At 65.3% G+C, this 11,566-nt stretch carries 11 protein-coding genes; 6 read left to right on the plus strand and 5 right to left on the minus strand.

Annotated elements, in window-relative coordinates; genetic code table 11:
- Position 1: 1 nt before the first annotated feature.
- The 4 genes from AC3Z8Y_RS14115 to AC3Z8Y_RS14130 form a co-directional block, all read right to left on the minus strand.
- The gene (locus AC3Z8Y_RS14115; protein WP_490086333.1) at positions 2-766 is read right to left on the minus strand and encodes an SDR family NAD(P)-dependent oxidoreductase; all 765 of its coding nucleotides are present in this window, start codon (positions 764-766) and stop codon (positions 2-4) included.
- A 13-nt stretch (positions 767-779) separates the two neighbouring features.
- Positions 780-2,105 carry an MFS transporter gene (locus AC3Z8Y_RS14120; protein ID WP_490090005.1) on the minus strand — a complete coding sequence of 442 codons (1,326 nt, stop codon included), beginning with the start codon at positions 2,103-2,105 and terminating at the stop codon, positions 780-782.
- Between the two features lie 54 nt (positions 2,106-2,159).
- On the minus strand, positions 2,160-3,041 hold the full coding sequence (locus tag AC3Z8Y_RS14125) for a polysaccharide deacetylase family protein (RefSeq protein ID WP_490086334.1): 882 nt from the start codon (positions 3,039-3,041) through the stop codon (positions 2,160-2,162).
- Positions 3,042-3,118: 77 nt separating this feature from the next.
- A complete protein-coding gene (locus tag AC3Z8Y_RS14130) occupies positions 3,119-4,459 on the minus strand; it encodes an amidase (RefSeq protein WP_490086335.1) in 1,341 nt (446 codons plus the stop codon).
- Positions 4,460-4,754: 295 nt separating this feature from the next.
- Here AC3Z8Y_RS14130 and AC3Z8Y_RS14135 point away from each other — a divergent pair, with 295 nt between their 5' ends.
- Both AC3Z8Y_RS14135 and AC3Z8Y_RS14140 read left to right on the plus strand, forming a co-directional pair.
- Positions 4,755-5,759, plus strand: a complete 1,005-nt coding sequence (locus AC3Z8Y_RS14135) for a GntR family transcriptional regulator (protein WP_490086336.1) — start codon at positions 4,755-4,757, stop codon at positions 5,757-5,759.
- 67 nt (positions 5,760-5,826) lie between these two features.
- Entirely contained in the window at positions 5,827-6,339 is a 513-nt protein-coding gene (locus tag AC3Z8Y_RS14140; RefSeq protein ID WP_490086337.1) for a VOC family protein, read from the plus strand.
- Here the strand turns inward: AC3Z8Y_RS14140 and AC3Z8Y_RS14145 are convergent.
- Positions 6,323-7,066 (minus strand): IclR family transcriptional regulator, encoded by a 744-nt coding sequence (locus AC3Z8Y_RS14145; protein ID WP_490086338.1) that lies wholly within the window; start codon positions 7,064-7,066, stop codon positions 6,323-6,325. The two genes, AC3Z8Y_RS14140 and AC3Z8Y_RS14145, sit on opposite strands and share 17 nt — an antisense overlap.
- A gap of 81 nt (positions 7,067-7,147) precedes the next feature.
- On the opposite strand from AC3Z8Y_RS14145, the gene AC3Z8Y_RS14150 reads away from it, so the two are divergent.
- The 4 genes from AC3Z8Y_RS14150 to AC3Z8Y_RS14165 all read left to right on the plus strand — a co-directional run bounded on the left by AC3Z8Y_RS14150 (position 7,148) and on the right by AC3Z8Y_RS14165 (position 11,538).
- Positions 7,148-8,689: an MFS transporter gene (locus AC3Z8Y_RS14150; RefSeq protein WP_490086339.1), complete on the plus strand. Its 1,542-nt coding sequence runs from the start codon at positions 7,148-7,150 to the stop codon at positions 8,687-8,689.
- Positions 8,686-9,717, plus strand: a complete 1,032-nt coding sequence (locus tag AC3Z8Y_RS14155; protein ID WP_490086340.1) for an HlyD family secretion protein — start codon at positions 8,686-8,688, stop codon at positions 9,715-9,717. The genes AC3Z8Y_RS14150 and AC3Z8Y_RS14155 overlap by 4 nt, the downstream gene beginning before the upstream one ends.
- A complete protein-coding gene (locus AC3Z8Y_RS14160; protein ID WP_490086341.1) occupies positions 9,714-11,120 on the plus strand; it encodes an efflux transporter outer membrane subunit in 1,407 nt (468 codons plus the stop codon). The genes AC3Z8Y_RS14155 and AC3Z8Y_RS14160 overlap by 4 nt, the downstream gene beginning before the upstream one ends.
- An 85-nt stretch (positions 11,121-11,205) precedes the next feature.
- Positions 11,206-11,538 (plus strand): hypothetical protein, encoded by a 333-nt coding sequence (locus tag AC3Z8Y_RS14165; RefSeq protein ID WP_490086342.1) that lies wholly within the window; start codon positions 11,206-11,208, stop codon positions 11,536-11,538.
- Positions 11,539-11,566: the final 28 nt, after the last annotated feature.

Consider the following 11,566-nt stretch of genomic DNA (forward strand, 5'->3'; position numbering starts at 1 on the left):
CCTATTCCGGCCAACGGACGGTAAGCCCGCCGTCGACGATGATGCTTTGCCCAGTGATGTAGCTGGCCAGATCGCTTGTCAGGAACCGCACCAGCTCGGCGACTTCACTGGCCTTGCCTACGCGCCCCAGCGGAATGCCCCGCGCCGCCTGCGCCAGGCCCTCGGGCCCCAGCGAGTTCTGCGCGTCCAGCGACTGCGGGGTTTCGATCAGCCCTGGAATCACCGCATTGCAGCGGATCCCCCGCCCCGCCAGCTCCACCGCAAGCGAGCGGCACAGCCCCGGAACGCCGGCCTTGGCGGCGGCGTAATGGGCGTGGTCCTGCCAGCCGTAGACGCCGCCGGCAATGGAGGAAACCGCCACCAGCGCGCCGCCTTGCATGTGCCGCACGGCGCTGCGAAACGTGCGCATCACCCCCGTGAGGTCCACGTCGAGCATGCCGTTCCAGGCCTCGTCAGTCATTTCCAGCAAGGGCGCGCGTCGTAACAGCCCGGCGTTGGCCACGGCGTAATCGAGCCGGCCAAAGCGTTCAACGCCGGCAGCTGCCAGTGCGTCCAGAGAGGCGCCGTCGGTGACGTCCGCGGGCAACATCAGGCACTCACCGCCTGCAGCGGCTACCTGCTGGCGGGTGTGTTCGGGGTTGTGGGGGTCTCCCGGGAAATAGCCGCCTAGCACACGCACGCCGTTGCGCGCATAGGCCACAGCAAGGGCCTGGCCAATGCCGCTGGCGGCGCCGGTGATCAGCGCCACAGGTTGAGAGGTGCTCATACGGGTTCTCCGATCACTTGATGTGGGTGGGGTCGACGTGGCGCGCCGCCCACATCACCACCCCGGACAGGAAGCAAGGCAAGGCACCGAACCACAGCGCCGCGCTGTGCCACTCGCCGCCCGCGGACAGCACGCCGGTAATGCCCAGGCCGGCCAGGATCGCCCCGACCGGCCCCATGGCATGAACGATGGCGCCGCCGGTTGCGCGGATGCTGGTGGGGAAGCTTTCGCCCATGAAGAACAGCATGGCCGAGTACGGGCCGGTGAGGAAAAACAGGCCCAGGCTGTAAAGGGCGACCACGATGCCAAGCTGGCTTGGCGCCTGCACCATCGCGAAAAAGCTGACGCCGCCCAACATCCAGCCGATGGCCACAGTGTTGCGCCGGCCAATACGGTCACCCAGCCAGCCATGGAACAGGTAGCCGATGAAGCCCACCAGGTTCGACAGCACCAGAATCCACAGGGAGTTTTCGAACGACAGGCCGTGCACGCTCACAATCACCGACGTACCCAGCACGCTGAACACCTGGATCGCCGACCAGTTGAGGAGGATCGCCAGGCTCAACACCAGCGTTGGGCGCAGCGCGGCGCCACGGAAGGCCGCCGCCACGCCGGCCTTGGCGTGATCGTCGTAGTCCACTTCGTGCTCGTGGGCCAGTGCCCGGGCCTCGTTGTCTTGGCCCGCCTTGCGCAGCGCCTGGATGCGCTGATGGACCTGGAACTGCGGGCTCTCCTTCAGCTTGCGCGCTAGCACGGCTATCACAAACGCCGGCACGGCGGCGAAGATAAAGCATCCTTGCCAGCCGATGTGCGGCAGCAGCAGCGCCGTGAGCCCGGCGGCGATCAGCGCCCCCACCGGCCAACCGCTTTGCACCAGGCTATACACAAAGCCCTTGCGCTTGACCAGACGAGGGTCGTCGGAGGCGGCGTAGATCTCGGTGAGGTAGGTGGCGTTCACGCCCTCTTCCGCATAGCCCAGGCCGGCCACTGAACGCACGCCGATCAGCGCACCCTTGCCCATCCCGGCGCACACGGCGGTAAGCGCGGAACACAACGCCGCCCCGCCAATGGTGAACATGATGCCGCCGCGGCGGCCGATACGGTCCACCAGCGGGCCAATAGCAAAGGCCACCACGGCGCCACCGACGGCGACCCAGGTGGCAATCTCAGCCTGCTCCGCCTGGCTCCAGCTGAAATGCCCACCCATCACCGGCAGCAGCGTGCCGAACAGGATGAAGTCATACACAGCGAATACCCAGGCAAAGAAAGCTATCCAGGTGGCGTAGACGACATCCTTGGACGCCAGCGGAACCGGCGCCCAACTGTCCGACGGTGGCATGTGCAACGGCGTAGCGGTTTGCGTGGTCATGGTGAGGGTCTCGATGAAGGGGAATCAGCGTTGCCGGGGCTGGCGTGAAATAAAGTCGTCGGCGATTTCATCCATGGTGACGAAGCGCACGCCTTCATGGCCGCGGATGTACTCGATCAGCCGCTCCAGCATCAGGAGCACCTGTGGCCGGCCAGAGACATCTGGGTGGATGGTGATGGGGAACACGGCATAGTCCATTTCGCGGTACACCCAGTCGAACTGGTCGCGCCACATCACCTCGATGTCGCGCGGGTTGACGAAGCCATGGCTGTTGGGTGCTTTCTTGATGAACATCATTGGCGGCAGGTCGTCGAGGTACCAATTGGCGGGGATTTCCACCAGGTCGGTTTCCTGGCCGCGAACCAGCGGCTTCATCCAGGTGTCGGGGTGGGCGCTGTAGTCGATCTTCGTCCAGCTGTCCTTCACCCGTACGTAATAGGGGGTGAAGTCGTTGTGCATCAGGCTGTGGTCGTACTTGATGCCTTTTTTGAGCAGCAGCTCGTTGGTGACGTTGCTGAATTCCCACCAAGGGGCCACGTAACCGGTCGGCCGCTTGCCGGCCAGGGCCGTGATCAGCTCGATGGCTTTATCGAGCACCACCTCTTCCTGCTCGGGAGTCATGGCGATAGGGTTTTCGTGGCTATAGCCGTGGATGCCGATCTCGTGACCCGCCGCAGCCACCGCCTTCATTTGCTCAGGGAAGGTTTCCACCGAGTGCCCCGGGATGAACCAGGTGGTGCGCAGCTGGTATTTGTCGAACAGCTTGAGCAGCCTGGGCGCGCCCACTTCCCCGGCGAACAGCCCGCGGGAAATATCGTCGGGCGAATCCTCCCCGCCGTAAGAGCCCAGCCAGCCCGCAACTGCGTCTACGTCCACACCAATGGACACCAGGATTTCTTTTGCCATCGTTCAGTCCTCAACGTGCCCGGTACGGTGGTTCGGGTGCGAAGGCCGGGCCCCGCGCACTTACAGGCGATCAGGGGTCAGGCGCCGCGCACGATGGGCTCCATGGCCAGCGCGGCGCGCAGCAGAACGGCGTCATGCCCGCTGGGGGCGGCCAACAACAAGCTGGTAGCCAGGCCTTCGGCGTTTACCCCACTGGGCAAGGCAACGCCGGGCATGTCCAGCAGGCTGCCTGGCATGGTCAGGCGCAGGGTGGCCAGGTTCGTTTGCACGAACAGTTCTTCGTCGGCTTCCAGGGGCGCGAGTAGCGGCGCTACGTGGCCCACGGTGGGGGTGATCAGCAGCGCGCCGTCCAATTCATCGGCCATTTGTTGGCGCAGGTCGCGCGCGGCCTGGTACAACCTGATCTGCTCGCTGGCCGGAAAATGTCGGGCCCTTTCGAGGCGCTTGCGTACTCGCGGGTCGAGTTGATCGGCCGCCGGGCTGTCCAGCAATGATTGATGCAAGGCAAAGGCTTCGGCGCTGCCCAACCAGCCTCTGGTTTCGATCAAATGCAGCGAGGCGTGCAAGGTGTGGACTGGCCGCTCCTCAATCACTGCGCCAGCGCTCGCCAGCCGCTGCAAGGCAGCGAGCAGGTTATCGCGTACCGCCGGTTGAATGCGGCTGTCGCCCACTACTTGCGGGTCGAACCGCAGGCGCAAGCCCCCGAGCGAAAGCGGCTGGTCCTTGACCACGCCGCCCAGGAGCGTGTCCACACAAATCACGTCCCGCACGCTGCGCGCCAACGGCCCGAGCGCATCGAGGGACCGCGCCAAGGGAAATACTCCAGTGGCCGCATAGCGTCGACGGCTGCTGCGGTAACCTACCAGGCCATTGAGCGCGGCGGGTATGCGGATTGAGCCAGCGGTGTCGGTGCCCATGGCTAACGGCACCACGCCAGCGGCGACCGCGATGGCCGAACCTGAAGACGACCCCCCGGGCGCCCGGGCTGGCTCGGGGTACAGCGGGTTCACCGGCGTGCCGAAGTGCGGATTGAGGCCCAGCCCGGAGTACGCGAGCTCACTGAGGTTGGTCTTGCCCACGTTCACCAGGCCGGCACGGGTGAGCTGGCTCACCAGTGTGGCGTCCTGGTTGGCAGGTGCCAGCCCACCTCGCGCCACGGCGCCGGCCGTGGTCACGGTGCCGGCCAGGTCGAACAAGTCCTTCCAGGCAATCGGTACGCCATCGAGCGGCGATAAGGGTTGCCCCGCCGCCCAACGAGCGCTCGCGGCTGCCGCCTCACGCCGCCCACGTGTTTCAGTGAGCGAAATAAAGGCCGCGGGAGCCTGCCGGGCGCGCGCCAAGGTGGCCTCAAACGCCAGGTCGGGCGTACTAGCCCCTAGAGCGAAACCTTCAGCCAGCGCAAGCGCATCGATAAACATGCGATCTCCAAAAACGTATACATTTATGTTTTATACGTTTTTGCTTAGCAGCCTTCGTGCCAAGGCATCAGGTCTGCCCGGCAAAAAAGCCTGTATGCGTTGGAGCTGAGCGGCCAAGGCGTGGCACACCCCGGGATTCCTATAAATGTACATAAATCCAAATGATCCATTAATGAGCATTCCTGTAACACCCGCACCACAAACCGTCACAGTGAGCTGTTACCGCGAGCCTTACCTGTGAGCAGCGCCACGCTGTGAGACAATCCCCGCATGCTGTGACCTGGACCCCTGCCCCATGCCAAACGCCGCTCCCCTGGAAGACCGCTCTGCTTCACGCTACGAGATGATCCGCGACACGCTGCGCGGCGCGATCCTTACGGGCCAGGCAGTGCCAGGGCTGGTGTTGGTGGAAGCGCCGCTGGCGCAGCTGTTCGGTACCAGCCGAGTACCTGTACGCCAAGCGCTCAACCTGCTGCATGAGGAAGGTCTGATCCGCAGATTCGAAGGCCGCGGCTACCTGATCGATGCCCAAGGGGCCGACGTACCTCCCTTGCGCCTGGCGCTCACTCGTGAGCTGCTGGGCCTTGATAATCACGAGGAATTGATCGACACACGTTCACTGGGGGAACGGGTGTACGACGAGTTGTCAGGTACGGTCACGCGCTTCATGGTGTTCGGCCATTACCGCATCGACGAACAGCTTGCGGCCCAGGCCCTTAATGTGAGCCGCAGCGTGGTGCGCGAAGCACTCATGCGCCTGCGCGACAAGGGCCTGGTGGAAAAGGAGCCCTACGCTCAATGGCTGGCCGGGCCCCTCACTGCCCACGCGGTGACTGAAGACTACGAACTACGCGCCCTGCTCGAGCCCGATGCGCTGCGCCAGCGCGCCAGCGCCCTTCCCCGCGCTGAGCTGCAGGCCATGCTCGACCGTATCACCGCCGCGCAGCAGGCTGGTGCCGAGGCTAGCCGCGCGGCCATCGAGCAGATCGAGCAGGACCTCCACGTAACATGCCTGTCGGGCCTGCCGAATGCCCGCATGGCAGGCATCATCCGCCAGTGCCAGATCCCCATGAGCATTGGCCGGGTGCTGCACGAGGCGCTGGGTACCAGCATCGACGAGGCCATGCTGATCGAGCATCGCCTGGTGATTGAATCCTTGTTACACGGAACGGTGGATTCGGCCGCGCTGAATCTGCGCGAGCACCTGCTCAGGGCGCGAGAGCGCACCCTGCAGCGGCTTAAAGTGCTGTCGGTACTGCCCGAGCCGGAATTGCCCGGGTATATGGAGCGGTTGGCGTAGGCCTCGGGGAACCGCACCGTCAACCACCCACTAAACTTGTGCTTCCACCCAAGCGGAGCACACGACCATGGCCAGCAAAAATACCGTTTGCTTGTGGTACGACGGCACAGCCCTCGATGCCGCGACCTTTTACGCCGATACCTTCCCGAACAGCGCTGTGGGCGCGGTCTACCACGCGCCTGCCGATTTCCCCGCCGGCAAGCGAGGCGACGTGCTGACCGTCGAATTCACGGTGCTGGGCTTGCCATGCGTGGGGCTGAACGGGGGGCCGGCGTACCAACCCACCGAGGCGTTTTCTTTCCAGGTGGCCACTGAAGATCAAGCCGAAACCGACCGGCTGTGGAACGCCATCGTCAACAACGGTGGGCGGGAAAGCGCCTGCGGCTGGTGCAAGGACAAGTGGGGGGTGTCTTGGCAGATCACCCCGAAAGTGCTGCTCGAGGCGATCACCCATCCGGATACCGGCGCCGCCCAGCGAGCGTTTCAGGCCATGATGGGCATGGGCAAGATCGACATCGCGGCGATCGAGGCGGCGGTCAGAGGCGATTCACCTGCCACCGGCCTTACTCCTCCTGCGTAATCAACGCCTGGCATTCGAGCAGGGCTTGCTTGTGCGCTGCCTCGTTGGCGCGGATGCGCGCCGCTGGCCCCACCAGGCTGAGGCCGTACATACCCTGGGCCGTGGCCAGCCCCACCGCCATGGCACCCACGCCTGGCATGTGTTCCTCGTAGTCGCAGGAAAAGCCGGTGGCCCGAACCTCGTTCAACTCATTGATCAGTTGGTCGAGCGTGAGGGTGTTGGGCGTGAGCTGCCGTATGTTGCCTTCCAGCAGCTCGCGCACGGCCCGCTCGGGCATCTGCGCCAGGATCACCTTGCCACAGGAGGTGGCGTAGATACTCAGCAAGCTGTTCACCCCTGGGGCGACCCGCAGCTCCTGGCTGGACACCACACAGTGCAGGATCATCAACTCCAGGCCGCTGGCGTGGGCCAGCACGGCCGTTTCCCCGGTGCGCTGCGACAGGGCCTCAAGGTGCGGCCGGGCGCGTGCGGTGAGGTCCAGGTGGCTGCGCGCGGCCAGGCGCATCAACGCCGGGCCCAGCCGTACACCCGTTCCAGCGCTGGTTTCAAGCAGCTGTTCCACCGCCAGCGCATCCACCAGCCGCTGAACGGTCGAGCGTGGTAATTCGATACGTTTGGCGATCGCGCCAAGGCTCAAGCCCTGGGGTTCGGCCTCGAGGCAGCGAAGAATGGCAGCGGCGCGGGAAATGACCTGGATACCCCCACGGTCGGCATCTGACAGTGACACGGCATTGCTCCTTGTATTGCTGGCCGGTACACTGTACCGAAATTTCCTACGTAATGCCTTTTCTTTTCTGAAGGACCCTTCGTGAGTTCACCCATTCCAGCTACGGCACCCGCTACGGCACCTGCTGCTGCGCCCGCGCCGTTCACAGGCCGCCTGGCCTTGGGCCTGGTCGGCGTATTGATCGCCGCGCTCACGTCCGGGATCAATGATCGGGTGACGGACATTGCCCTGGCAGACCTGCTTGGCGCCTATGGCCTGGGCCACGACGAAGGTACCTGGTTCAGTTCGGTGTATGCCGCCGCCGAGGTATCGGCCATGCTCCTGGCGCCCTGGTTCGCGGTCACTTTCTCGCTGCGCCGATTCGCCGTGGTTGCCACCGTCGCATTCGGCCTCCTTGGCGTGCTGGCGCCGCTTGCGCCCAACTTTTCTACCCTGCTGTTGCTGCGGGTACTGCAGGGGCTAGCGGGCGGGGCGCTGCCGCCGCTGCTGATGACCGCCGCGCTGCGCTTTCTGCCGTGGCACATCAAGCTCTACGGGTTGTCGGCCTATGCGCTCACGGCCACATTCGGCCCCAACCTGGCGCTGCCGCTGGCGGCCCTGTGGACCGAGAACGCCGACTGGCGCCTGTTGATGTGGCAGATCATCCCACCGTGCCTGTTGGGCAGCGCCTTGATCGCCTACGGTTTGCCGCAAGACCCGCTGCGCCTGGAGCGCCTGCGCCAGTTCGACTGGCGGGGCGCGCTGCTGGGCGCGGGCGGGCTGAGCCTATTGGTGGTGGGCTTGACCCAGGGCGAGCGGCTGGACTGGTTCGAATCGCCGTTGATTACCGCGTTGCTGTTGGGCGCTGCGGTGTGCCTGCCGCTGTTCGCCCTCAACGAGTGGTTCCACCCGCTGCCGCTGTTCAAGCTGCAACTGTTGGGGCGGCGCAATTTCGCTTTCGGCATCGCCACACTGATGCTGTTCATGTTCCTAGGCCTGGCCGGCAGTGCCATCCCGTCGGCTTACCTGGCCAACGTGCAAGGCTACCGGCCGCTGCAAACCATGCCACTGGCGCTGACCATCGCCCTGCCTCAGTTGCTGGTGGCACCGTTCATTGCGTTCGTGATCAACCGTAACTGGGTGGACGCCCGCTACGTGATCGCTGCGGGCCTGGTGCTGCTGAGCATCGCTACCCTGCTCGCCTCCCAGATCACCAGCGTGTGGATTCGTGATGATTTCTACCCATTGCAAGTGCTGCATACCTTCGGCCAGCCCATGGTGGTGGTGCCCTTGCTGATGCTGGCCACCGGGGTGATTCACCCGCTGGAAGGCCCCTTTGCCTCCGCCATGGTCAACAGCCTGCGCGGGCTGGCATCAGTGGTGTCCGGGGTGGTGCTGGAAAACTTCATCACTCATCGCGAACACCTGCACTCCAATACCCTGCTCGACCAGGTCGCCAGCCGGTTGCCCTCCCTCCCGGCCGAACAGGCGGTGCAAATCGCCGGGCGGGTTCGGCAGCAGGCTTTGACCCTTACTTACGCCGACGCCTGGTTGGCGCTGATCGCAATCGCCCTGGCATTGGTGCTGATCCTCGTAACGCTGCCCGTGCGCGCCTATCCACCGCAACCTCCGGTACCCACATGAAACATAGAACTTCCCTTTCCCTGGCCGTGTTGGCGGTCGTTGCGTGTGTGGCTTACGGTGGCTGGCGCTTGATGGCCACGGGCTCGCTGGAGCGGACCGATGACGCCTATATTCGCGCCGACTCAGTGCTGGTGGCGCCGCGCCTGGCCGGGCAGATTGTCGAGGTGGCTGTCGATGACAACCAAAAGGTCAAGGCCGGCCAGTTACTCGCACGCCTGGACGACAGTGAATACCTTGCGGCGCAAGCAGCCGCCCGCGCCAACGTGGCGGGTGCCGAAGCGGAGTTGAAGAACCTGGAAGCTGGCATTCAGCGCCAGGCCGCGATCATCACCCAGGCCGGCGCGACCTTGCGCGCTACCGAAGCTTCGCTCAAGTACGCCCAGGCCAATGCCCAGCGCTACCTGAACCTGTCCAACAGCGGGGCTGGTACCCAGCAAGAGCGCCAACGCTCCGAAGCCGAACTGCTCGGCGCCCAGGCCGCCCGCGACCGCGACGCGGCGGCGCAAGTGGCGGCCGCGCGCAGCCTGGACGTGCTCAAAGCCCAGCACGAAGTGGCTCAGGCCACATTGGAGAAGGCCCAGGCAGACCTTCGCCAGGCCGACCTCAACCTCTCCTGGACCCGCATCGTGGCACCGCAGGATGGGCTGATCGGCCAGCGCTCGGCCCGCGTGGGTGCGTATGTTGCCCTTGGCACGCCGCTGATGGCCGTGGTACCGGTGGATGAGCTGTACGTGATCGCCAACTTCCGGGAAACCCAGCTGGAGCACATGCGCGCCAACCAGCCGGTGAACATCCGCGTGGACAGCCACCCCAACGTGCCCTTCCATGGGCATCTGGAAAGCCTGGCCCCCGCCACCGGCCTGAGCTTCTCGGCCATCTCGCCAGACAACGCCACCGGCAACTTCACCAAGGTGGTGCAGCGCATCCCGGTGAAAATCCGCTTCGACGACGCCCCCGAAGCCTTGCAGCACTTGCGCGTAGGCATGTCAGTGGTGGTGGACGTAGACGTAAGCGGGGGCGGCGAATGAACCGTTGGGTACTGATAGCAGGCGCGGCCATGCTGGCAGGCTGCAGTGTTGGCCCGCAATTCGAGCCGCCACAGGCCGCGTTGCCGGCCCAATGGGACGCCGCACAAACCCAGGGCAACCTGGACCCGCACTGGTGGCGGCAGCTGGGCGACGAACAGCTGAGCAGCCTGGTTGAGCGCGTCGCGCGCGACAACCTGGACGCCCAGATCGCCGCCAACCGCCTGGAGCAGAGCCGCCTCTTGCGTGGCATCAGCGCTGGCGACCGCCTGCCTACCGTGGGCGGCCGGGCTGGCTATAGCCGTGAGCGCAACAGTGGCGAAGGCCTGAGCGACCCGTCCGGCCAGAACGGCCAGGCCCCCTTCGAACTCTGGACACTGGCAGCGGACGCCAGTTGGGAAGTGGACCTGTGGGGGCGGGTACGTCGAGCAGTGGAAGCCGCCGACGCGCAGGTTGCCATCAGCCGCGCCGAACGCGACGGCCTGTTGCTCAGCCTGGCGGCCGAAACCGCCAGCGACTACCTGCAACTGCGGGGGGTTCAGGCGCAATTGGCGGTTACTCAGCAGAACCTGGAAATTGCCCGGCAAAGTCAGCAACTCACCCAAACCCGTTTTGAAAACGGCGTGACCACTCAACTGGACGTGGCCAACGCCGCCGCCCAGGTGGCAACGGTGTCAGCCCGGGTGCCGGTGCTCGAGGCGCAGCGTGCTCGCCTGATCAATGCGCTGAGCGCCCTGCTCGGGCAGCCGCCCCGTGCACTGTTTGCTGAGCTGATCGAGCCCCGGCCGCTGCCACAACCCCAGGACGCCATCCCCTTGGGCCTGCCCTCGGAGTTGGCACGGCACCGGCCTGATATCCAGCGCAGCGAGGCCGCCTTGCATCAGGCAGTGGCGGCCACGGGCGCGGCCCAGGCGGATTTCTACCCGCGGCTCACACTCGGTGCCAGCTTTGGCACTCAAAGCTTCAGCGGCAACGACCTCAACGACTGGGGCGCCCGCGACTGGTCGTACGGCCCCAGCCTGTACCTGCCGATCTTCCAGGGCGGCCGGCTTACCGGCACGCTGGCCCTGCGTGAACACGAACAGCAGGCCGCGGCCATCGACTACCGCCGCACCGTACTCGCCGCTTGGCACGAAGTGGACGATGCGCTGAACGACTACGCCGCCGAACGCCGGCACCATGACGCCCTGCAGGAAGCGGTGCAACAGAATGACCGCGCGCTGGACGTTGCCCGCCAACGCTACAAGGAAGGCGCAATCGACTTCCTCAACGTGCTTAACGTGCAACGCGCGCTGCTGGAAACCCAAAGCGCGCAAGTGTCCAGTGCCACCCAGAGCGTGCTGGACCGGGTGCGGTTGTACAAGGCGCTGGGTGGTGGATGGCCTGAGGGAGCCAGGTCTTTCTGAGGATACCGTCCGTCGCCCGCCGGGCACCTGGAACGCAGCGCCGTACCCAAACAGAGGTAATCCCCACAATTGCGGAGATTTACCCATGAACATAAAAACACTGACCGGCCTGGTATTGGCCGGTGTGCTGGGCGCCACATCAGTGGGCGCGCTGGCGGCGGAATCAACCAAAACCACGGCGCCAAGCAGCGGCAACACCACCAACCCTTCGACCACTGGCGGTGGTAACGGCAGCGACGCCGGCGGCATGGGCCAAAGCACCCCGGGCACCCCGGGTACTGGTACCGGCGGCATGAGTAACGGTACCGGCGGCGGCGCGGATGGTGGCGGCGCGGGCGATGGCGGCGGGTCCAGTGGCGGCGGCAGCGGCGCCGGTGGTTCGGGCGGCGGCTCGGGCGGTGGTGGTTCGGGCGGCTGATATACGCCTGCAATGACAGCCCGGCCGT

The sequence above is a fragment of the Pseudomonas sp. 3MAES_34.3B genome (genome assembly GCF_058145875.1).

What these genes read in the sequence shown, in the direction of transcription:
- AC3Z8Y_RS14165 (WP_490086342.1), top strand. Translation starts at nt 11,206, where the DNA reads ATGAACATAAAAACACTGACCGGCCTGGTATTGGCCGGTGTGCTGGGC.
- AC3Z8Y_RS14155 (WP_490086340.1), top strand. Translation starts at nt 8,686, where the DNA reads ATGAAACATAGAACTTCCCTTTCCCTGGCCGTGTTGGCGGTCGTTGCG.
- AC3Z8Y_RS14160 (WP_490086341.1), top strand. Translation starts at nt 9,714, where the DNA reads ATGAACCGTTGGGTACTGATAGCAGGCGCGGCCATGCTGGCAGGCTGC.
- AC3Z8Y_RS14135 (WP_490086336.1), top strand. Translation starts at nt 4,755, where the DNA reads ATGCCAAACGCCGCTCCCCTGGAAGACCGCTCTGCTTCACGCTACGAG.
- AC3Z8Y_RS14130 (WP_490086335.1), bottom strand. Translation starts at nt 4,459, where the DNA reads ATGTTTATCGATGCGCTTGCGCTGGCTGAAGGTTTCGCTCTAGGGGCT.
- AC3Z8Y_RS14115 (WP_490086333.1), bottom strand. Translation starts at nt 766, where the DNA reads ATGAGCACCTCTCAACCTGTGGCGCTGATCACCGGCGCCGCCAGCGGC.
- AC3Z8Y_RS14125 (WP_490086334.1), bottom strand. Translation starts at nt 3,041, where the DNA reads ATGGCAAAAGAAATCCTGGTGTCCATTGGTGTGGACGTAGACGCAGTT.
- AC3Z8Y_RS14120 (WP_490090005.1), bottom strand. Translation starts at nt 2,105, where the DNA reads ATGCCACCGTCGGACAGTTGGGCGCCGGTTCCGCTGGCGTCCAAGGAT.
- AC3Z8Y_RS14140 (WP_490086337.1), top strand. Translation starts at nt 5,827, where the DNA reads ATGGCCAGCAAAAATACCGTTTGCTTGTGGTACGACGGCACAGCCCTC.